The organism is Micromonospora rifamycinica (assembly GCF_900090265.1).
Lineage (GTDB): Bacteria > Actinomycetota > Actinomycetes > Mycobacteriales > Micromonosporaceae > Micromonospora > Micromonospora rifamycinica.
Window position 1 is genome coordinate 3,820,518 of sequence record NZ_LT607752.1, and the last position, 20,836, is coordinate 3,841,353.

The window sequence follows — 20,836 nt, forward strand, 5'->3', positions numbered from 1 at the left end:
CGGGGCCGGCTGTCACGTGCGGGGCTCCGGGAGGCGCAGCAGCGGCGACCGGCCGGCCGGCTGCTCCGGTTCGGGGCCGCGCCCACCGGCCTGCGGCACGGGGACGGTGACCGGCGCGGCGGAGGTGACCCGGACGGGCTCGCCGTGGTGGCGCAGCTCCACCACCGTGTCCGGGCCGCCGTTGCGCAGCGAGTAGGTCGTCTGGTGCGGTCGGACGTCCACCCGCAGCCGCATCGACCGCCACTGCAACGAGAACTCCAACCGGCTCAACCCGCTGGACAGCCGGGGGGCGAACGACAGCGCGCCGTCGTGGTCGCGCAGCCCGCCGAAGCCGGCCACCAACGCGATCCACGCCCCGGCCAGCGACGCCATGTGCACGCCGTCGCGGGTGTTCTCGTTCAGGTCGTGCAGGTCCATCAGCGCGGCTTCCCGCAGGTAGCTGTGGGCCAGTTCGGGGTGGCCCACCTCGGCCGCGAGCACCGCCTGGGTGCAGGCCGACAGGGACGAGTCCCGCACCGTACGCCGCTCGTAGTAGAGGAAGTTGCGCAGCTTCTGCGCGTCGGTGAAGGCGTCCCCCCGCCAGTGCATCGCCAGCACCAGGTCGGCCTGCTTGACCACCTGCTTGCGGTACAGGTCGAAGTAGGGGTAGTGCAGCAGCAGCGGGTACTTCTCGGTCGGGGTGCGGGCGAAGTCCCACTCCTGGAGCCGGGTGAAGCCCTCCACCTGCTCGTGCACGTCGAGGTCCTCGTCGTACGGGAGGTGCATGGCCTGGGCGGCGTCGCGCCACTCGGCCGCCTCCTCGTCGGTCACCCCGAGGTCGCGCGCCTCGTCGCGCAGGCGCATCGCACAGTCGGCGGCGGCGAGCAGGTTCCGCTGGGCCATCAGGTTGGTGTAGATGTTGTCGTTCTTGACCGCGGTGTACTCGTCCGGGCCGGTCACCCCGTCGAGGTGGAACCGGCCGTTGCGGTCGTGGTGGCCCAGCGAGCGCCACAGCCGGGCCGTCTCCACCAGCAGCTCCAGGCCGATGTCGCGTTCGAGCTGCTCGTCGCCGGTGACCAGGACGTAGCGGCGCAGCGCGTCGGCGACGTCGGCGGCGATGTGGAAGGCGGCGGTGCCGGCCGGCCAGTACGCCGAGGACTCCGGCCCCTCGATGGTGCGCCACGGGAACGCCGCGCCGGCCAGGTTCAACGTGCGGGCCCGTTCCCGGGCCTGGTCCAGGGTGGCGTGCCGCCAGTACAGGGCGTCGCGCACCGCGCCCGGCTGGGTGTACGTCAGCACCGGCAGGACGAACATCTCGGTGTCCCAGAAGGCGTGCCCGTCGTAGCCGGGGCCGGTGAGCCCCTTGGCGGAGATCGGTCGCCGTTCGGCCCGCGCCCCGGCCTGGAGCACGTGGAACAGTCCGAACCGGACCGCCTGCTGCACCTCCGGGTCGCCCTCGACCCGGACGTCGGCGGCGTCCCAGAACCCGTCGAGGTAGGTGCGCTGTTCCCGGTGCAGCCCGTCCCAGCCGGTCAGTCGGGCGGCGGCGAGCGCCGCGCCGACCTGGTCGCGCAGTGCGGGCAGCGAGCGCCGGCTGGACCAGCCGTAGGCGAGGTACTTGACCACCCGCAGCGTCTCGCCGGGCTGGAGCACGCAGCCGATCGTGGTCCGGACCCAGTCCTCGTACCCCTCGGACTCGATGGTGGTCTTGCCGGGGGCGGTCACGTCGTGGCCCATCCCGGCGGCCACCCGCAGCCCGCTGACCTTGGTGCGGTGGATGAGCAGGCCGCCGTCGCCGGTGGTCAGCTCCTCCTCGGCCTGCAGCGGCGACTCCAGCACGGCGGCGACCCGGGGATCCCGGCTCTGCGCGGGCAGGTTCTCGTTGGCGACCAGCTCGGACTGGAGGATCAGCCGCAGCGGGCCGCTGACCGCCTCCACCTCGTAGTGGATCGCGGCGACCGAGCGCTGGGTGAAGGAGACCAGCCGGGTGCTGCGGACCTTCACCTCCCGGCCGGCGGGTGAGCGCCAGTGCATCTCCCGCTGCAGGGTGCCGGCCCGCAGGTCGAGGACCCGTTCGTGGCTGAGCAGCTCGCCGTACCGCAGGTCGAGGGGTTCGTCGTCGACGAGCAGCCGGATCAGCTTGCCGTTGGTGACGTTGACGATCGTCTGTCCCGACTCGGGGAAACCGAAGCCGGCCTCCGCGTACGGCAGCGGACGCAGCTCGTAGAACGAGTTGAGGTAGGTGCCGGGCAGGCCGTGCGGCTCGCCCTCGTCGAGGTTGCCGCGCAGCCCGATGTGACCGTTGGAGAGCGCGAAGACCGACTCGGACTGGGCCAGCACGTCCATGTCGAGGCGGGTCTCCCGGACGTGCCAGGGCTCGACCGGGTAGGCCCTTTCCCGGATCACGCGGCCGGCCCGGTGAGCAGGTCGCCGAGGTCGGTGACGACCACGTCCGCCCCGTGGGCGCGCAGCTCGTCGGCCTGGCCGACCCGGTCGACACCGATCACGTACCCGAAGCCGCCGGCCCGGCCGGCGGCCACCCCGGCCAGCGCGTCCTCGAAGACGGCAGCGTCGGCGGGGGCCACCCCGAGCAGCTCGGCGGCGGCGAGGAAGGTGTCCGGGTGCGGCTTGCCGCGCAACCCCTCGGCGCGGGCGACCAGCCCGTCGACCCGGACCTCCAGCAGCGGTTCCAGGCCGGCGGCGGCGACCACGTCGCGGCAGTTGGCGCTGGCCGAGACCACCGCGCGGCGCAGCCCGGCCCGCGCGGCCGCCTCCAGGTAGGCCACCGAGCCGGGGTACGCCGCGACGCCGTCGTGGCGGATCCGGTCCAGCAGGACGACGTTCTTGCGGTTGCCGACGCCGTTGACGGTCTCCGCGTCCGGCGGGTCGTCGGGGCTCCCCTCGGGCAGGGTGATGCCCCGGGAGGCGAGGAACGAGCGCACCCCGTCGGCGCGCGGTCTCCCGTCGACGTAGCGGCGGTAGTCCGGGCCGGGGTCGAACGGCCGGAACGGCTCGCCGTCGGCCTCGGCGTGCCGGCGCAACAGGTCGTCGAAGGTCTGTTTCCAGGCGGCGTTGTGCACCGTGGCGGTCGGGGTCAGCACGCCGTCGAGGTCGAAGAGGCAGGCGGTCACATGACCAGGTAGGCCCAGCACGCTACGAATCTATCCAGCGCCCCACCCGGGCAAACCCCCGCCACGCGGGTCAGCGGTTGGGGCGCAGCGTCCACAGGACGGTCATGGTGGCGGTGACGGTGCCGTCGGGGGTGCCGATCTCCACCACCACCGGGAACTCCGGGCGCTGCCCGGCGTCCAGCTCGGCGAGCACCTCGGCCGGGGTGCGACCGAGCCGTGCGGTGGCCCGCACCTCCCCCATCGCCACCTTCCGGTACGCGATGTCGGCCCGCACGGCGAGCGGCGTGGCCCGGTCGAGCACCTGCCCGAACGCGGCCATCACCACCGCGCCGGAGGCGGTCTCGCCGAGGGTGAACAGGGCGCCGGCGTGCGGGCCGCCGACGTGGTTGTGGGTGGCCGGCGTGTCGGGCAGCCGGACGACCGCCCGGACCCCGCCCTCGGCCTCGGGCGCGACCTCGACGATGTCGAGCGCGAGTGTGCGGGCGAACGGCACGGCCCCGAGGACCTCGGCCGCCACCTGGCGCGAGTCGATGAGCATGCCTTGACGTTACTATTCAGTAACTTTAGGGACAAGGCCACCGGGTCGCGCTCCGGCAGCCGGCGCGGGAAGCCACCCGGGGCGGGGGCCGACCGACCGGCCGATGCGCCCCCGCCGCACTCGGTGTGGGGTGGGTTCAGCTGGCGTTGGAGCAGAGGAACTGGACGTTGGCGGTGTAGTAGTAGTCGCTGATCTTCGTGCTGGAGCTGAAGATGGTGTGGCAGTCGATGATGGGGTTGAAGCCGCCCAACTGGGCCTTCCACTTGGCGTCGTTCTCCGCCGACCAGACGGCGAACGTGGACGAGGAGCCCGACCCGTAACCCGAGTAGTAGCCGACCCCGTTGGCGACGGCGGACGCGGGGGCCGCACCGGCCAGCAGGGTCACCGCGGTCGCGCCGGTGACGGCGGCGGCCGCGAGAATCTTGTGGACCAAGCGCATGACAGCTCCGTTCTGTGTGAGGGGTTCCCTCGAACCTCGCACAGACACCCAGAGTAGGCAATCGATTACCGAATAGTCGACCGCCGTTTGACGGCACGGGTGGGAACCGGCCGGCAGGCCCCGGTTGGACGGAAACGGGGCCGGCCGGGTCAGCGCCAACCGACGTCGATCCGGTCGCCGCGCTCGTCGAAGAAGTGCAGGGCGTCCATCCGCACCGCGACCGCCATCGGGTGGCCCGCCGAGATCGCCGGGTACGGCGCGAGCCGTACCGCCAGCTCGGCGGGGCGTCGGTGGTGCCGGCCGGGGTCGTTGAGCACACTGCCCCGGTTGCCGCCGGGGGTCGTCGGGGCGGGCTGCTCCGGTTCCCCGGCCCGCCCGGTGAGCCGGGACATGACCTGGCCGAACCGGCGCAGTCCGCGCTGACCCGGGGCGTCGTCCTCGGCGGGGGCGCTCATCTCGTCCACCATGATGGCGGTCGCGCCGATGTCGAGGAAGGCCAGCGACTCGTGCCCGTGGTGCTCCAGGTAGCGGACCCGACCCTGGAGCACGTCGCCGGGGGTGTCCGGGGCGACCGGGGTGAGCGCCTCGGCCCGCATCCCGACGACGATCCGCTCACCGTGGTAGTGCGCCACGGCGCGGCTGCGGATGTCGTCCCACGGCAGGTAGAGCGCCTGGTCACCGAGGGTGAGCGTGACGTACCGGTCGAGGTGGACGTAGACCGACGCCTCCAGCAGGTTCATCCGGGGGCTGCCGAGGAAGGCGGCGACGTACAGGGTCGCCGGGCGGCCGTACACCTGGGTGGGGGTGCCGACGTCCTGGAGCACGCCCTTGCGCATGATGGCCACCCGGTCGGCCATGGTCAGCGCCTCGGCCTGGTCGTGGGTGACGTAGATGGTGGTGACCCCCAGCTCGCGGGTCAGCGCGGAGATCTCGGCGCGCAGCTCGGCGCGCAGGCCGCTGTCCAGGTTGGACAGCGGCTCGTCCATCAGGAAGAGCCCCGGCCGGCGGACGATCGCCCGGCCCATCGCGACCCGCTGCCGCTGGCCGCCGGAGAGCTGGCTCGGCTTACGGGCGAGCACGTCGCCGATGCCGAGCGCGCTGGCCACGTCCTGCACCCGCTCACCCCGCGGCACGGGCTCGACCCCGGACAGCTTCAGCGGGAAGCCGATGTTGTCGCCGACCGACATGTGCGGGTAGAGCGCGAAGTCCTGGAAGACCATGGCGATCCGCCGGTCGCGCGGCGGCAGGTCGTTGGCGACCTCGCCGTCGAGCATCACCGCCCCGGTGGTCGGTTCCGCCAGGCCCGCGATCATCCGCAGAACGGTCGATTTCCCGCACCCGGACGGGCCGAGCAACACCATGAACTCACCGTCGACGACGTCGAGACTGACGTTGTCGACGGCGACTGTCCCGTCCGGGAACACCTTTGTGACGTCCTTCAGCGCGACGGTGGTCACCGTCTCCTCCCCCAGCTTGGCCGAACCCCGGGTTGACTGTGACGAGCATCATCGGGTTAGCACATCGGGTAAACGTGCCATGTTCGACTGATGACAGCCCTATTACGGGCCAGTACGGCGATCCGCCCGGATCACCCATGTTCCCCGAGGAAGACCCGCCTGACCACCCGCTCGGCGGCGTACCCGTCGTCCCAGCCGCAGAACCGCTCCCGGAACGCCCGCCGCGCCCCCTCGGCCGCCGCCCCGGTCACCGCACCGGACCGGAAGAGCGCACACAGCTCGTCGAAGGTCACCGCGACCGCGCCCGGCGCCTCGGCAGTGACGTCGAAGTAGACCCCCCGGGCCAGCCGGTAGGCGTCCCGGTCCGGCGCGTAGATCACGATCGGCCGGTCCAGCACCGCGTAGTCGAACATCGCCGACGAGTAGTCGGTGACCAGCACGTCGGCCGCCAGATAGAGATCCTCGACAGCGGCGACGTCGCTGACGTCGCGCACCCGCCCCCCGGTACGCCGCCGGCCCCGACCCTCCCGGTCGTGGAAGTAGTGGCTGCGCACCAGCAGCCGCCCGGCCGGCCCGAGCGCCGCCAGCAGCCGGTACGGATCGAACGGCGGCCGGTAGCCCGGCAGGTGCTCCCGGTGGGTCGGCGCGTAGAGCACCACCCGGTCACCCGGGTCGACGCCGAGTCGCGCCCGCACCGCCCGCACCTCCTCGGCGGTGGCGGTGACCAGCCGGTCGTTGCGCGGGTAGCCCACCTCCAGCCGGACGTAGTCCGCCGGGTAGGCGCGGTCCCACATCTGGGTGGAGAAGGCGTTCGAGGTGATGCTGTAGTCCCAGCGGTCCACCCGGCGCAGCAGGCCCGCGAAGTCCGTCCCGACCGCGCCGAGCGGGTACCGCTGCTGGTCCAGCCCCATCACCTTGACCGGGGTGCCGTGGTGGGTCTGCACGTGCACCTGGCCGGGGCGCTTGCGGACGAAGTCCGGGAAGTTGACGTTGTTGACCAGCCACCGCGCCCGGGCCAGCACCCGCTGGCAGTCACGGGTGCCGGCGACGACGTACTCGGTGCCGGGCGGGAGGGTGTCGATCCGGTCCCGCCGGACGATCCACACCCCCCGTACGTGCGGGGCCAACCGGCGGGCGGCGGCGGCGATCGCGGCCGGGTTACAGGCGCACCCGCGGTACCAGTAGGCGGCGTAGACGGCCAGCGTCGGGTCGATCGGCCGGCGCAGCTCGGCCCGGTAGTACTCGTGCAGCAGCGCGTCCCGGGCCAGCCGGGCGGTCCGCCGGACCACCGGCCGGGCCTGCCGGTCGGCGCTTCGGGCGCGCTCCCGGGCCTGGTGGGCGGTCCGCAACGCGCGGAAGGTACGCCACCGGCCGGCGGCGACCAGCCGGTGCTTGAGCCCCTCCAGCCCGTCCGGCACCGGGTACCCCCCGGCCGGGCGGAAGCGCCGGTAGTCGGCGGTGATCCGCCGGAAGAACGCCGGCCGTAACGCCGGGGCGATCCGGTCGCCGTTGCCGAGCACTGTCAGGTAGTGCCAGATCATCCGCTCGAAGACGACCGGTCGCAGCCCGGCCAGCTCCGGCCGCTCGTCGAGGAAGCCGAACACCCGGTGCCACTGGTCGAAGACCTCGAAGTGCCGGTCGTCGAGGGTCCGGGTGATCGCCCCGGAGCGGCGCTGCCGGTAGTTGACGCAGACCCGGTCGAGCACCCCGATCCGCCCGGCGGCCAGCAGCACCGGGTAGCTGAACGCGACGTCCTCGTACCAGCCGGGGGCGAACCGCAGCCCGAGGCCGGTCAGGAACTCCCGGCGGACCAGCCGGTTCCAGGCGGTGTGCAGCAGGCGCACCGTCTCCGGCCGCTCCGCCAGCCGGAAGGTCGCCGCGTCCGGCGGTTCACCGAAGACGTCCGACAGGGCGCTGCGGGTGGCGCGTTCGTCCCAGTGCACCCGTACGTGGTCGACCAGCAGCACGTCCGGGCGGGTGGTGGTGAGCCGGTCGGCGACCTCGGGCAGGCAGTCGGGGGCGAGCCAGTCGTCGCCGTCGAGGAACCAGACGTACTCGCCGGTGGCCCGGTCCAGCCCGGCGTTGCGGGCCGGACCGAGCCCCACGTTGGCCGGCAGCCGGACCGCCCGGACCCGGGGGTCGCGGGCGGCGTACTCGTCGAGGATGTCGCCGCAGGCGTCCGGGGAGCCGTCGTCGACCCCGATCACCTCGATCTCCCGGTACGGCTGGCCGAGCAGCGAGTCCAGGCACTCGCGCAGGTAGCCCTGCACCCGGAAGGCCGGTACGACGAAGCTGATCAGCGTCATCCGGCCGCCCCCGTCTCAGCCCGGCGAACCGCCCCGCACGGGTACGGCCGCCGCGCGGCCCGCGCGGGCCGGCAGGACGACCCAGGCCAGCACCACACTCGCCACGAAACCCACCAGAAGGTACGCACCGAGTGTAGCCATGACAGGGCTGGCAAATCCGGCGATCGCCGCCACCGCCAGCAGCACCGAACGCCCCTCCCAGCCCAGCGTCCACCGGTGCAGCGGCGGGGCCGCCTGCCGCTTCTCCAACCGGGCGGTCAGGTCGTAGTGGTGCACGGTCAGCACGAAGACGTACCCGAAGACCAGCCAGGCCGGCACCCCGCCGACCACCCCGACCACCGCGGCGAAGAGGTACTCCCCGGCCCGCAGCGCCGCCGGCACCAGCCAGTCCAGCGGTCCGTTGTGCGCCGCGCCCGCGCCCAGCCCGGCCACCAGCAGCACCAGCAGCGCCACCGGCAGCCACCAGCGCAGACCGCCCGGGTCCCCGTCGCCGGCCACCCGCAGCAGCCCCACCACCAGCAGCACCGCCGGGCCGAGCGCCCCGAGCACCGCCAGGGTCAACGGACCCATCGGGCGGACCACCGGCAGCCGGGCCGCCACCGGCCCGTCGTCGCGGTGCAGGGTGGCATCCACGGTGTCCAGCACCGGCACCCACATCCAACGCGCCCGCAGGGTCCGCAACGCGCCCGTGTACCCGAACGCCAGCACCCCCCACACCAGCACCGAGACCAGGCTGACCAGCGGCCCGAACAGCGCGGCGGTGACCGCGATCAGCGCCCACCGCTCGCCGATCGGGAAGACCACCGTCCGCTTCAACCAGTACGACACCGAGCCGGTGTCCGCCTGCACCCGGGTCGACGCGGCGTTCAGCTTCCCGCCGATCCCCCCGGCGGCCGGGGTGACCGGGCGGGGACGCCGGGCCGCCTCGTCGTGCAGCACCCCGTACCAGGCGTCGGTCATGTGCCGGACGGTCTGCAACGTCATTGCGGCGATGGCCAACGCCCAGCCGTACCGGAACCCGGCGTGCGTCGCGCCGTAGCCCAGCCCCGCATAGACCAGGTACTCCTTCGCCCGGTCGGCCATCGTGTCCAGCCAGCCGCCCCAGGCGCTGAAGTGCCGGGTGTAGCGGGCCAGCTGCCCGTCCACACAGTCGAGCACGAACCCCAGGTAGAGCAGGACCCCGCCGGCCACCAGGGCGGGCCGCCCGCCGGCACCGAAGAGCACCGCCGCGACCACCGCGAAGAGCACCGAGACCATGGTCACCCCGGTCGGCGTCAGGCCCAGCCGGGCGCACGCCCTGGTCACGTACGGCGACCAGGTGCTGACGAAGTAGGTGGTGAAGAAGTCGTCGCGTTCCTTCACCGACAGCCGCAGCTCCGCCCGGTCCTCGTCCACCCCGGCCAGGGCCGCCTCGGCGGCGGCCAGCCCGGCCGGGTCGGTGACCCGGTGCGCCACGAGCAGCCGTACCCGGTGGGCGAAGGTCAGGGTGCCGAGGTCGGTGAACGCGGCGAACAGCCGGTCCACGGCGGACCCGGCCGCCGGGGCGCCGGTCGCGCCCCCCGCCACCGCGTCCCCCGCCGCAGCGCCGCCCGTCATCGCGTCCCCCGCCGCAGCGCCGCCCGTCATCGCGCCGCCCGTCATCGCGTCCCCGGCCACCGTGCCCGGGGACAGCCGGGCCGCCACCGGGGCGTGCGCGGCGCGGGCCGCGGCGGCCAGCGCCGGCAGGTCGTCCGCGCCGACCCGCAGCGCGCCGCCGAAGACGCCGGTCGCGTCGGGCAGCTCCGGGCCGGCGTCGACCACCTGCCCGCGCTCCTCGCGGACCACCGTCCGGCCGGCGGCCGGCGGGTCGGTGAGCACCAGGGCCACCGTCGGGCCGACCGGGCTGGTCGCCAGGTGCCGCAGTACGGCCGTGTGCGCGACCAGGTCGGCCCCGGTGACCAGGACCGGGCCGGTGACCGTGTCCACCAGGGCGGCCAGCTCGGCCAGGCCGGTGACGGTGTGCACCCGCTCCGCCCCGGCCCCGCGCAGCTGCCCGGCGAGCCGGTCGGCCAGCGGTGCGCCGGTCCCGGTGGGCAGGCCCGCGGCCGGCGCACCGGCGGCGAGCACGATCGCCACGGTCACCGCGGCACCGCGGCGTGGTACGCGTCGAGCGCCTCGGCGACCGTTCCGTCCACGGTCAGCCGCCCGCCGTCGAGATACAGCCCCCGACGGCAGAACCGGGTCAGGTCCTTCTCGTTGTGTGACACCAGCACCAAGGTGCGCCCCTCCGCGAGCAGTCGGTCGATCGTCGAATAACACTTCCGGCGGAACTCCGCGTCGCCCACCGCGGTCACCTCGTCCATCAGCAGGATCGGGTGCGGCAGGTGCGAGATGATCGCGAACCCGAGCCGGACCTTCATCCCGGACGAGTAGTGCCGCACCGACGTGTCGATGGCCCGTTCCACCTGCTCACCGGCGAACGAGACGATGTCGTCGAAGTGCCGCCGCAGGTAGCCCGTGGAGAGTCCGTGCAGCCCGCCGACCAGGTAGAGGTTCTCCCGGCCGGTCAGGTCGTTGGAGAACCCGGCGGAGAGTTCCAGCAGCGGCGCGACGTCACCGCGGACGGTGATCCGCCCCTCGTCGGGGATGAGCACCCCGGCGATCAGCCGCAGCAGGGTGCTCTTGCCGGTGCCGTTGCGCCCGATCACGCCGAGCGTGTCGCCCGGCGCGACGGTGAACGAGACGTCCCGCAGCGGCCAGAACTGGCCGGCGGTGGTGGCCCGGCCGCCCCGGTGGATGAACAGCTCCCGCAGGCGCAGCTGCCGCCGCCGGTTGCGGACGAAGCGGATGCCGAGACCCTGCGCCTCGATGATCGGCGGCACCTAGAGTTCCTTCAGCACGGCCGGTTCGAGCCGGCGGAACGCCCACCAGCCGACCATCAGCACCAGCAGGCTGCCGACGATCGTGGTGGTCAGCAGCCGGGCGTCCGGGAACTCGTCCGGGTACCAGATGGCGTGCTGGAGCTGGAAGATGCCGACCAGCGGGTTCAGCTCGTACGCCACCTTCACCCAGCCCGGCATGCCGGACTCCCGGACCAGGCTCAACGGGTAGATGATCGGGGTGGCGTAGAACAGCACCCGGATGACCAGCCGCATGAACCGCTCCACGTCGCGCATCAGCACGTTGACCGCCGACAGCAGCAGGGCCAGGCCGATCAGCAGGGTGCCCTGCACGGCGACGGCCAGCGGCAGGCTCAGCAGCGACCAGCCCAGGTCGATCCGGCCGTGCGCGGCGTAGACGGCGGCGACGGCCAGGAGGATCGGCAGGCCGGCGACGTACTCGGCGAACCGGCCGGTGACCCGGCCGATCGGGAAGACCTGCCGGGGCAGGTTCATCGTAGTGATCAGGCGGGACTGCCCGGTCAGCGCGTTGGTCGCCTCGCTCAGCGCCGAACTGGTCCACATCCAGGCGAAGATGCCGGTGATCAGGAAGAGCGGGTACGACCCGGCGGCCTCGCCGAGGTGCCGGTTGGTCGGCCCGGAGTAGAGCACCCCGAAGACGAAGAAGTAGATCGCACCCATCCCCAGCGGCTCGATCAGCGACCAGAGGTAACCGAGCACGGACTGCTGGTACTTCACCGCGAGGTCACGCCGGACCAGGATGCGCAGCGAGGTGCGGTGCGACCACAACGCCGTGACGCCTGCGGTCACCGTCGCCTCCCGCCTGACAACAACGGACGACAGGTTAGCAGTCGGTGAACGAACGCCCCTCAGCACTCGATCACGTTGACGGCCAGGCCGCCGCGTGCCGTCTCCTTGTACTTGACCTTCATGTCCGCCCCGGTCTCGCGCATGGTCTTGATGACCTTGTCGAGCGAGACGTGGTGCACCCCGTCGCCGCGCAACGCGAGCCGGGCCGCCGTGATCGCCTTGATGCTAGCCACCGCGTTGCGCTCGATGCAGGGGATCTGCACCAGCCCCCCGACCGGGTCGCAGGTGAGCCCGAGGTTGTGCTCCATGCCGATCTCGGCGGCGTTCTCCACCTGGCCGGGGGTGCCGCCGAGCGCCTCGGCCAGCCCGGCGGCGGCCATCGAGCAGGCCGAGCCGACCTCGCCCTGGCAGCCCACCTCGGCCCCGGAGATCGAGGCGTTCTCCTTGAACAGCACCCCGATCGCCCCGGCGGCCAGCAGGAACCGGACCACCCCCTCGTCGGAGGCCCCCGGCACGAACCGGGTGTAGTAGTGCAGCACCGCCGGGATGATCCCGGCCGCGCCGTTCGTCGGCGCGGTGACCACCCGGCCACCGGCGGCGTTCTCCTCGTTGACCGCGAGCGCGAACAGGGTCACCCAGTCCATCGCGCGCAGCGGGTCGGTCGAGCCGGCGTCGGCCTCCAGGCTGCGGCGCAGCTCGGCGGCCCGGCGGCGGACCCGCAACCCGCCCGGCAGCACCCCGGCCCGCTCGCCGCCGCGCGCCACGCACTCCCGCATCACCCGCCAGATGTCCAGCAGCCCGGCCCGGACGTCCGCCTCGCTGCGCCAGGACAACTCGTTGGCGAGCATCACCGCGCTGATCGACAGCCCGGTGCCGGTGGTGACGTCCAGCAGCTCGGCCCCGGTCGAGAAGGGGTGCCGCACGGTCGTGGTGTCCGGCGTGATCCGGTCCGCCCCGGCCGCCGCCTCGTCCACCACGAACCCGCCACCGACCGAGTAGTACGTCCGGCTGCGGACCTCGGCCCCGGCCGCGTCCCAGGCCACGAAGGTCATCCCGTTCGGGTGGTACGGCAGCGACCGGCGGCGGTGCAGCACCAGGTCCCGGTCCGGCGCGAAGTCGATCTCCTGGGCGCCGAGCAGGGCGAGCCGGCCCCGGGTGCGGATCCCGGCGACCCGGGGACCGACGCTGTCGGTGTCCACCGTCTCCGGGCTCTCGCCGGCCAGCCCGAGCAGCACCGCCCGGTCGCTGCCGTGGCCGTGGCCGGTCGCGCCCAGCGAGCCGAACAGCTCGGCCCGGACCCGGGTGACGGTGTGCAGCAGCCCGTCGGCCTTCAGCCCGGCGACGAAGGTGCGCCCGGCGCGCATCGGCCCCACCGTGTGCGAACTGGACGGGCCGATGCCGACACTGAAGAGGTCGAAGACACTGATCATCGCTGCGCTTCCTCGCCGTCGCCCCGGTGGTGCCGGGTCCGGGCCGGGTCCGTGGCCGCCCGGGTCCGCCGGTGACCTGCTGATTCCGCCCGGGGGTGGGGGCGGTGTCGACCGGCGAGCCTACCCGCCCACCCCACCCCACCCCACCCCACTCCTTCCCGTCCCCGCACCCCGCACCCCGCACCCCGCACCCCGCACCCCGCACCCCGCACCCCGCACCAAGATCGTGCTCGATCCTGGTTGTAGTGGCATCCCTGCGCGGCGAGGCCACTACAACCAGGATCGAGCGTGATCTTGGTGCCCGAACGGCCGGGGTAGGCGGCGCGGGCTGTGGGCAGGGCCACGCCAGGCGCGGGCAACGGCCAGGCAGCGCGGGCAACGGCCAGGCAGCGCGGGCAACGGCCAGGCAGCCCGGGCAACGGCCAGGCAGCCCGGGCAACGGCCAGGCAGCCCGGGCAACGGCCAGGCAGCCCGGGCAACGGCCAGGCAGCCCGGGCAACGGCCAGGCAGCCCGGGCAACGGCCAGGCAGCCCGGGCAACGGCCAGGCAGCCCGGGCAACGGCCAGGCAGCCCGGGCAACGGCCAGGCAGCCCGGGCAACGGCCAGGCAGCCCGGGCAACGGCCAGGCAGCCCGGGCAACGGCCAGGCAGCCCGGGCAACGGCCAGGCAGCCCGGGCAGCAGCGGGCAGCGCGGGCAACCGCGGGCAACGGCCAGGCAGCGCGGGCAGCGCCCGGGGCATCAGCCGGGGCTGACTCGGGTAACCACCTACGGGTACGGGGTCACCGGATCACTCTCGGGACGGAGGGCAAGGTGGCCACCCCTTCCTACCGTGGAATGCAGCGCGGCGGATCGCCGCAGAGTGGAGTTAGACGATGAGTCGCAAACTGGTCCGACCCCGCGAGGGGCGCATGCTCGCCGGTGTCTGTGCCGGCCTGGCCCGCCGGTTCAACACCTCAGCCACCCTGGTCCGGCTGCTGTTCCTGCTCTCCCTGCTGCTGCCCGGCACGCAGGTGGTCGTCTACCTGGTGCTGTGGATCCTGATGCCCAACGAGGACCGCTACGCCACCACCACCTACTGACCGCACCGGGCCAATCGGCGAAGACCGCAACGCCGCCGCCCGACGAGGCGCATCGCTGCCGCCGCGCCGCCCGACGAAGATCGCATCGCTGCCGCCGCGCCGGGCGTCGCCCGGTCACCGTGGATGCCGCCTCCCGTCCCAGGGAGGCGGCATCCTGGCGTTCCCACCCCCTGACACCAACCCCATCGACATCCACAAGCCCCCACCCGATCAATCACCCGTCGACAGCGTGCAGGTGGGGTTACACGCGGTGATCAAGAGGTTTACGTCAACTTGAAGATCAAGAATGACACAAACCTCTTGATCACCGGGAGCAGCCGGGACGCCGGGAGCAGCCGGGACGCCGGGAGCAGCCGGGACGCCGGGAGCAGCCGGGACGCCGGGAGCAGCCGGGACGCCGGGAGCAGCCGGGACGCCGTTGGGCGTGGTGCTGTGCGCTTGCGGTGAGGGGCTGCGGGTTGGCCGGGGCGCGGACGGTGGGGGCGCTGCGGGTCAGGGGGCGGTGTAGGTGATGGTGACCTTCTCGTAGCCGAGCGAGCGGAGCAGGCCCTCCAGCATCTTGCGGGTGTTCTCCTCGGCGCGCTGGGCCAGCCCGCTGTCCCGGGCCGCCGCGGTGATCCGCTCCTCGGCCATCCGGTAGACCTGCTGCTGCCGGTTGGGGTCGCCCTTGACCAGGTCGCCGATCCGGTTGAACAGGCCGCGCTCCTCGGCGAAGACGTAGCTCTTGTCCAGGTCGAGGTTGGTCTGGCCGAGCTGCGGCGCGGGCAGCTTGACCTCGACGGACTTGCCGTCGGCGGACGGTACCACCGCCCCCTCGGCGATCTTGCCGAAGTCGACGTACGCCTCGACGCTGCCCGCTCCGACGAAGAGGGTCCGCTGGTTGAGCAGGAACTCCGGCACGTTGTTGCGGTCGTTCTGAAGGTCCACCACGACCTGGAAGTTGCCCTCCGCCGCGACGTAACGGCTGAGATCCTGGATCGACTTGAGCAGCGGCGGCTGACTGCGGTCGGTCTGCTCCTTGGCGAACGGGTTACGGAAGTCCGGGAAGATCCCGGTCACCTGGGTGCCGAGCAGCACCACCACGACCAGCGCCGCCGCGCCGAGCACCCAGAGCAGGCCCCGGGCCGGGCCGCCGCCGGTGCGGGGCGGGTCGGCCGGTGGGGTCGCCGGGTCGGCCGGGTCAGCCGACCGGGTACGCAGTGTGTCGGCGGTCGGGTAGCCGGGGAACTCACTCTGCGGGGTCTCACCGTCGTGGGCCATCGCCCTCACCGTCCTCGTCAGACACGTGCCTCTGTCGATGACGGTACGGCCACCGTGCGACGCCCGCGCGGCGAGCGCCCCGAACGGGTGACGGCCGGTCTCAGCCGAACGCGGACAACCCGGTGAGCCGCTGCCCGACGACCAGCTGGTGGATCTCGGAGGTGCCCTCGTAGGTGAGCACGCTCTCCAGGTTGTTGGCGTGCCGCATCACCGGGTACTCGCCGGAGATCCCGTTCGCGCCGAGGATCGTCCGGCACTGCCGGGCGATGGCCAGCGCCTCCCGGACGTTGTTCAGCTTGCCCACGCTGACCTGCTCCGGTCGCAGCGTGCCCGCGTCGGCCAGCCGGCCCAGGTGCAGCGCGAGCAGCAGTCCCTTGTTCCACTCCACCGCCATGTCGGCGAGTTTGGCCTGGGTGAGCTGGAACCCGGCCAGCGGGCGGCCGAACTGGGTCCGGGTGGTGGCGTACGCCAGGGCGGTCTCCAGGCAGTCGCGGGCCGCGCCGAGCGCGCCCCAGACGATGCCCTGCCGGGCCTCGGTCAGGCAGCTCAGCGGCGCCCGGAGCCCGACCGCCTCCGGCAACCGGGCGTCCGCCGGCAGCCGGACCCCGTCGAGGACGATCTCGCCGGTCACCGAGGCCCGCAGCGACATCTTGCGGCGGATCTCGCCGACCGTCACCCCGGGGGCGTCCATCGGCACCAGGAAACCCCGCACCCCCTCGTCGGTACGCGCCCAGACCACCCCGACGTCGGCGACCGGCGCGTTGGTGATCCACATCTTCGCGCCGTCGAGGATCCAGTCGTCGCCGTCCCGGCGGGCCCGGGTCACCATCGAGGCCGGGTCGGAGCCGTGGTCCGGCTCGGTCAACCCGAAGCAGCCGATCGCCTCGCCGGCCGCCATCGCGGGCAGCCAGCGCCGCTTCTGCTCCTCGCTGCCGAAGCGCCAGACGGCGTACATGGCCAGTGAACCCTGCACCGACACCAGGGACCGGACGCCGGAGTCGCCGGCCTCCAGCTCCAGGCAGGCCAGCCCGTACGCCACGGCCGAGGCGCCGGCGCAGCCGTACCCGGTCAGGTGCATGCCGAGCAGCCCGAGCCGGCCGAACTCGCGGGCCAGCTCGCGCGCCGGAACCCGGCCGTCCTCGTACCAGCCGGCGACGTGCGGGCGGACCCGGTCGTCGACGAGCCGGCGGACCACGGCCCGGATCTGCCGCTCCTCCTCGCTCAGCGAGGCGTCGACGTCCAGCAGGTCCAGCGCAGCACCCATGGCCGCCACCCTAACGACTGCTCAGGCGGACGTCTCGGGCTGCCCGTTGTAGACCAGCACCCGGGCGTGGATCTGGTTGCGCTGCTGTAACGCCGCCCGCAGCGCCCGGTGTAGGCCGTCCTCCAGGTAGAGACCGCCGCCCCACTCCACCACGTGCGGGAACAGGTCGCCGTAGAAGGTGGAGTCCTCGGCGAGGAGCTTGTCCAGCGCCAGCTCGCGCTTGGTGGTGATGAGCTGGTCCAGCCGCAGCGGACGCGGTGGGATCTCCGCCCACTGCTTGAGAGTCAGGTGGTGTTCCGGGTAGGGACGCCCGTCCCGGACCGCTCTGAAGATCACGGCACGCTCCCCTCCCCGTGGCCAGGCCGACCCTCGGCGTGGTGCCGGGTCACGCCGGGATACCGCACTGTGCGGCACCGATGACGGTGCCAGCCTATCCGCCCCTGCCACACCGCGTTTTGCTCCCCGTTGTCGGTTTCGGTCGCCCCGTCATCCACCGCGCAGGGTACGAACCAGCATCAACTCCACCGACCGCGGCGCACCACCTCGTCCACCGGTCGACGCCCCCGCCGCAGCGACGGTGACCGGTGGTCCACCGCCCGGTAACCCACCGTCAACGCGCCGATCGGATGGTATTCCGCCGGCACCCCGAACGCCTCCCGGTACGCCGGCAACCGGTCGGGCGGGATGCCGAAGAAACACGCCCCCAGCCCCTCGTCCACGGCGGTCAGCAGCATCAGCAGCGCGGCGAAACCCGTGTCGACGTACCAGTACGGCACCGGCCAGCGGTCCTCGGAGCGGTCCGTCCAGCCCTTGTCCGGCTCGGCGTACCGCTCCAGGTAGGCCGCCCGGTTGGCGTGCGGCACCACGATCAGCGGGGCCCGGCGCATCCCCGCCAGCCACCGTCGGCGGCCACCGCCGTCCGGGGTCGCCGCCGTCCAGAACCGCTCCCGGTCCGCCGGCTCCTCCAGCACCAGGAAACCCCAGCCCTGGGCGAAGCCGGCCGACGGCGCCCGGACCGCGTGGTCGAGCAGCCGGTCCACCACCTCCGGCGGCACCGGCCGGTCCGGGTCGTAGTTGCGCACCATCCGGCGTCGCCGGACCACCTCGGCGAACTCCATGCTCAGGCCCCGGGCCGGATGCCCCAGCTGCCCCGCCAGGTCTGCCCCGCGCCCAGCTCGATCACGTCCCGGCCGGACCGGAAGGCGTCCGGCGGGCAGGTCATCGGCTCCACCGCCACCGACCGGCGGTGCCGTTCCCCGGTGAGCGCGTCGCCGGTGAAGACCTGCCACCAGCCGAACTCGCGGTCCGCCCAGAGCCGCACGCCATCCGCGTCGTCGGGGGCGGCCAGGGTCACCGACGAGCCGCCGTCGTCGTCCCGGATCACGTCGCCGAAGCAGAGGTCGAGCTGCGCCTGGCCGATCGGGCGGGGGGTGGTCCAGTCGTACTCGGTGCCGGCCACCGGGGTCGCCCCGATCGGCAGCAGCCGGGCGTCGACCTGGAGCCGGCTGCGGGCCGGCAGCCGCATCGTGAGGTCGTCCACCGCGACCCCGGCCAGCCGCAGGTACGGGTGCACGGAGAACCCGAACGGCGCGGTCTCGACCCCGGTGTTGGTCACCTCGTGCTCGGCACGCAGCCCGTCCGCCCCCACGCTCCACCGGCTGCGCAGCCGCAACGGCCACGGGTAGCCGGGGGTCGGCGGCAGGTCGTAGCCGAGGGTCACCGCGTCGGCCGACTCCTCGACCAGCTCCCAGCGCACCCAGTTGACCAGGCCGTGCAAGGCGACCCCGCGGGCCGGCTCGGTCAGGTCGAGCTGCAACGACCGGCCGCCGAAGGTGTACTTCCCGTCCCGGATCCGGTTCGGCCAGGGGGCCAGCACGTGCCCGGCGCTACCGGGACTGATCTCGTCCTCGGCGTAGCCGTCGAGGTAGTCCACCCCGTTCCGCCGGAACGTGCGTACCCCACCGCCGACCTCGACGATGACGGCCTCGTGGCCGTCGGCGGCGATGGTCCACTGTGTCCCCGAGGCGGGGCGCCGTGCGGTGTTGTCCATGCCGTGACCTTAGTCGGTGCCCTGCTCGGCCCGCCGGACCCGGCGCACCGTCCCACCGGGCGGTGATCAGCGGCGCTGCTCCGGAGGCGCGGTGCCGGCCCGGTAGCGCAGCAGGGCCGGGAAGCTCACCACCAGCAGCACCGCCAACGCCGCCGCGAGCAACCCGCCACCGACCCAGGCGACACCGGGGCCGAACCCGGCCGCCACCGCCCCCGCCCGCAGGTCGCCGAGGCGCGGGCCACCGGCCACCACCACCGTGTTCACCCCCTGGAGCCGGCCGCGCATCCGGTCCGGCGCGTAGACCAGCAGCATCGACTGCCGCAGCACCGCGCTGACCAGATCCGCCGCGCCGGCCACCGCGAGCAGGAGCACCACCAGCCAGAGCTGGCGGGCCAGTCCGGCCGCCGCGATGGCCAGCCCCCAGCCCACCACGGCCACCACCAGGGCGAGCCCCTGCCGGCGCAGCCGGCCGATCCACCCGGAGGTCAGGCCGCCCAGCATCGCGCCGATCGCGATCGCGCTGTAGAGCCAGCCCACCACCGCGCCGCCGCCGAACCGCTCCTGCGCCACCTCGGGGAAGAGCGCCCGGGGCATGGCCAGGATCATCGCGATCAGGTCGATGGCGAACGAGGAGAGCAGCACCGGGGTGGCGGCGAGGTAACGGAATCCGTCGAGGATGCCGGCCAGGCCGCCCCGCCGGGCCTCGCCCTCGGCGGGTGGGGCCGGCGGCATCGCCGGCAGCCGCAGCGTCGCCACCACCAGCGCGGTGAACAGCAGCGCGTCGGCGGCGTACGCGACCGGCAGCCCGGCACCGGTGCCGAAGGCGGCGAAGACCAGGCCGGCGGCGAGCGGGCCGGCCACCGCCGCGGCGGTGAAGGTGGTGTAGTTCAGGGTGCTGCCGGCCGGGACCAGCTCGGGCGGGAGCAGCCGGGGCAGGATCGCCGACCGGGCCGGCGAGCTGATGGCGAACGCGATCGAGTGCACGGTCACCAGCGCCAGCAGCAGCACCGGGCTGCCCAGGCCGGACAGCGCGTGCCCGAGCAGGCCGAGCACCGACACCCACAGCAGCGCCGAGCCGACCAGCAGCACCCGCCGCCGGTCCCGGGCGTCGGCGACCGCCCCGCCCCACAGGCCGAAGACCAGCAGCGGCAGGAAGCCGGCCACCCCGAGCAGGCCCACCCAGAAGGAGTTCCGGGTCAGCGCGTACATCTCCACCGGCACGGCGACCGCGGTGAACTGGAACCCGAACATCGCCACCGTGTTGCCGAGCCACATCCGGCGGTACGCGGGGATCCGCAGCGGGCGCAGGTCGATGGCCCAGCGGCGGACGCCACCCGGTCGGGCCTGCTGGACGGCGGTCACGGTGCCAGCCGCTCGACCACCCAGTCGTCCCCGCCGACCCGACGGAACCGCAGCCGGTCGTGCAGCCGACCGGCCCGCCCCTGCCAGAACTCCACCGACTCCGGCCGGACCCGGAACCCGCCCCAGTGCGGGGGCGCGGGGACCGGCGTGCCGTCCGGGAAGCGCTCCACCGCCACCCGGTACGCCTCCTCCAGCGCGGCCCGGTCCGGCACCACCTCGGACTGGGTGCTCGCCCAGGCGCCGAGCTGGGAGCCGCGCGGCCGGGTGGCGAAGTACGCCTCGGTCTCGGCCCGGTCGACGGGCGCGACCCGGCCGGTCACCACCACCTGCCGCTGCATCGGGAACCAGGGGAAGACCAGGCTGGCCCACGGGTTGGCGGCCAGCTCGGTGCCCTTGCGCGAGCCGTGGTTGGTGTAGAAGACGAAGCCCGCCGGGTCGTACTCCTTGAGCAGCACGGTCCGGCCGCTGGGCCGACCGGCGGCGTCGGCGGTGCCGAGGACCATCGCGTTCGGCTCGGGCAGCCCGGCCGCGACCGCGTCGGCCAGCCAGTGGCCGAACTGGGTGGGCCAGTCGGCGGCCAGTCCCCGCTCGGTGAGGCCCCGGTCGGCGGCGTACTCGTTGCGCATGCCCGCCAGGGCGGGTGTGTCGCCCGTCACGTCATTCTCCCCTCGCCGGGCGTGCCGCATCCTGTCGACGCTGGTCAGCCCACCGATCAGTCTCACGCCAGGTGCCCCGGCGTCCAGCGGCGGGGATGTCGCGTGCGGCACAGTGGCAGCGGGTCGCGCGCCTGGTTACTCACCAGGCAAGATGGCACGAACACATCCCTGAGGGTCGCCTAAGGTACCGGGCCG

18 protein-coding genes are annotated in these 20,836 nt (G+C 73.5%); 1 reads left to right on the forward strand and 17 read right to left on the reverse strand.

Going from position 1 to position 20,836, the window contains the following annotated elements:
• Positions 1-12 precede the first annotated feature (12 nt).
• From GA0070623_RS15620 to GA0070623_RS15665, 10 genes are all read right to left on the reverse strand, one after another.
• Entirely contained in the window at positions 13-2,385 is a 2,373-nt protein-coding gene (locus tag GA0070623_RS15620) for a glycoside hydrolase family 65 protein (RefSeq protein WP_067311284.1), read from the reverse strand.
• On the reverse strand, positions 2,382-3,131 hold the full coding sequence (locus tag GA0070623_RS15625) for a beta-phosphoglucomutase family hydrolase (RefSeq protein WP_067311281.1): 750 nt from the start codon (positions 3,129-3,131) through the stop codon (positions 2,382-2,384). Before GA0070623_RS15625 ends, GA0070623_RS15620 begins: the two co-directional genes overlap by 4 nt.
• A gap of 49 nt (positions 3,132-3,180) precedes the next feature.
• A complete protein-coding gene (locus GA0070623_RS15630) occupies positions 3,181-3,648 on the reverse strand; it encodes a DUF4442 domain-containing protein (protein WP_067311279.1) in 468 nt (155 codons plus the stop codon).
• Between the two features lie 136 nt (positions 3,649-3,784).
• Complete coding sequence (locus GA0070623_RS15635) at positions 3,785-4,087, reverse strand: hypothetical protein (protein ID WP_067311276.1); 303 nt, start codon at positions 4,085-4,087, stop codon at positions 3,785-3,787.
• A gap of 149 nt (positions 4,088-4,236) precedes the next feature.
• Positions 4,237-5,544, reverse strand: coding sequence for an ABC transporter ATP-binding protein (locus GA0070623_RS15640; RefSeq protein WP_067311273.1), 1,308 nt, complete (start codon positions 5,542-5,544; stop codon positions 4,237-4,239).
• Positions 5,545-5,675: 131 nt separating this feature from the next.
• A complete protein-coding gene (locus GA0070623_RS15645) occupies positions 5,676-7,850 on the reverse strand; it encodes a bifunctional glycosyltransferase/CDP-glycerol:glycerophosphate glycerophosphotransferase (RefSeq protein ID WP_089004078.1) in 2,175 nt (724 codons plus the stop codon).
• A gap of 15 nt (positions 7,851-7,865) precedes the next feature.
• Positions 7,866-9,971: a DUF5941 domain-containing protein gene (locus GA0070623_RS15650; protein WP_172898406.1), complete on the reverse strand. Its 2,106-nt coding sequence runs from the start codon at positions 9,969-9,971 to the stop codon at positions 7,866-7,868.
• A complete protein-coding gene (locus GA0070623_RS15655; RefSeq protein ID WP_067315695.1) occupies positions 9,968-10,711 on the reverse strand; it encodes an ABC transporter ATP-binding protein in 744 nt (247 codons plus the stop codon). The genes GA0070623_RS15650 and GA0070623_RS15655 overlap by 4 nt, the downstream gene beginning before the upstream one ends.
• The gene (locus GA0070623_RS15660; protein WP_067315698.1) at positions 10,712-11,539 is read right to left on the reverse strand and encodes an ABC transporter permease; all 828 of its coding nucleotides are present in this window, start codon (positions 11,537-11,539) and stop codon (positions 10,712-10,714) included. It lies immediately after the preceding gene.
• 59 nt (positions 11,540-11,598) lie between these two features.
• On the reverse strand, positions 11,599-12,969 hold the full coding sequence (locus GA0070623_RS15665; protein WP_067315701.1) for an L-serine ammonia-lyase: 1,371 nt from the start codon (positions 12,967-12,969) through the stop codon (positions 11,599-11,601).
• A gap of 873 nt (positions 12,970-13,842) precedes the next feature.
• On the opposite strand from GA0070623_RS15665, the gene GA0070623_RS15670 reads away from it, so the two are divergent.
• Positions 13,843-14,049, forward strand: coding sequence for a PspC domain-containing protein (locus GA0070623_RS15670; protein WP_089004079.1), 207 nt, complete (start codon positions 13,843-13,845; stop codon positions 14,047-14,049).
• Positions 14,050-14,541: 492 nt separating this feature from the next.
• On the opposite strand, the gene GA0070623_RS15675 is transcribed toward GA0070623_RS15670, so the two are convergent.
• The 7 genes from GA0070623_RS15675 to pdxH form a co-directional block, all read right to left on the reverse strand.
• A complete protein-coding gene (locus tag GA0070623_RS15675; RefSeq protein WP_067312542.1) occupies positions 14,542-15,309 on the reverse strand; it encodes a DUF4230 domain-containing protein in 768 nt (255 codons plus the stop codon).
• Positions 15,310-15,409: 100 nt separating this feature from the next.
• Positions 15,410-16,573, reverse strand: a complete 1,164-nt coding sequence (locus GA0070623_RS15680; RefSeq protein WP_067312540.1) for an acyl-CoA dehydrogenase family protein — start codon at positions 16,571-16,573, stop codon at positions 15,410-15,412.
• A gap of 21 nt (positions 16,574-16,594) precedes the next feature.
• The gene (locus GA0070623_RS15685; RefSeq protein ID WP_067312538.1) at positions 16,595-16,909 is read right to left on the reverse strand and encodes a type II toxin-antitoxin system VapB family antitoxin; all 315 of its coding nucleotides are present in this window, start codon (positions 16,907-16,909) and stop codon (positions 16,595-16,597) included.
• A 179-nt stretch (positions 16,910-17,088) separates the two neighbouring features.
• On the reverse strand, positions 17,089-17,691 hold the full coding sequence (locus tag GA0070623_RS15690) for a nitroreductase family protein (protein ID WP_067312536.1): 603 nt from the start codon (positions 17,689-17,691) through the stop codon (positions 17,089-17,091).
• Between the two features lie 2 nt (positions 17,692-17,693).
• Positions 17,694-18,623, reverse strand: a complete 930-nt coding sequence (locus tag GA0070623_RS15695) for an aldose 1-epimerase family protein (protein ID WP_067312533.1) — start codon at positions 18,621-18,623, stop codon at positions 17,694-17,696.
• A 66-nt stretch (positions 18,624-18,689) separates the two neighbouring features.
• Positions 18,690-19,985 (reverse strand): MFS transporter, encoded by a 1,296-nt coding sequence (locus GA0070623_RS15700; protein WP_067312531.1) that lies wholly within the window; start codon positions 19,983-19,985, stop codon positions 18,690-18,692.
• Positions 19,982-20,671 (reverse strand): pyridoxamine 5'-phosphate oxidase, encoded by a 690-nt coding sequence (gene pdxH / locus GA0070623_RS15705; protein ID WP_067312529.1) that lies wholly within the window; start codon positions 20,669-20,671, stop codon positions 19,982-19,984. Before pdxH ends, GA0070623_RS15700 begins: the two co-directional genes overlap by 4 nt.
• Between the last annotated feature and the right edge of the window lie 165 nt (positions 20,672-20,836).

What these genes read in the sequence shown, in the direction of transcription:
- GA0070623_RS15630 (WP_067311279.1), bottom strand. Translation starts at nt 3,648, where the DNA reads ATGCTCATCGACTCGCGCCAGGTGGCGGCCGAGGTCCTCGGGGCCGTG.
- GA0070623_RS15635 (WP_067311276.1), bottom strand. Translation starts at nt 4,087, where the DNA reads ATGCGCTTGGTCCACAAGATTCTCGCGGCCGCCGCCGTCACCGGCGCG.
- GA0070623_RS15645 (WP_089004078.1), bottom strand. Translation starts at nt 7,850, where the DNA reads ATGACGCTGATCAGCTTCGTCGTACCGGCCTTCCGGGTGCAGGGCTAC.
- GA0070623_RS15665 (WP_067315701.1), bottom strand. Translation starts at nt 12,969, where the DNA reads ATGATCAGTGTCTTCGACCTCTTCAGTGTCGGCATCGGCCCGTCCAGT.
- GA0070623_RS15670 (WP_089004079.1), top strand. Translation starts at nt 13,843, where the DNA reads ATGAGTCGCAAACTGGTCCGACCCCGCGAGGGGCGCATGCTCGCCGGT.
- GA0070623_RS15675 (WP_067312542.1), bottom strand. Translation starts at nt 15,309, where the DNA reads ATGGCCCACGACGGTGAGACCCCGCAGAGTGAGTTCCCCGGCTACCCG.
- GA0070623_RS15680 (WP_067312540.1), bottom strand. Translation starts at nt 16,573, where the DNA reads ATGGGTGCTGCGCTGGACCTGCTGGACGTCGACGCCTCGCTGAGCGAG.
- GA0070623_RS15690 (WP_067312536.1), bottom strand. Translation starts at nt 17,691, where the DNA reads ATGGAGTTCGCCGAGGTGGTCCGGCGACGCCGGATGGTGCGCAACTAC.
- GA0070623_RS15695 (WP_067312533.1), bottom strand. Translation starts at nt 18,623, where the DNA reads ATGGACAACACCGCACGGCGCCCCGCCTCGGGGACACAGTGGACCATC.
- pdxH (WP_067312529.1), bottom strand. Translation starts at nt 20,671, where the DNA reads ATGCGGCACGCCCGGCGAGGGGAGAATGACGTGACGGGCGACACACCC.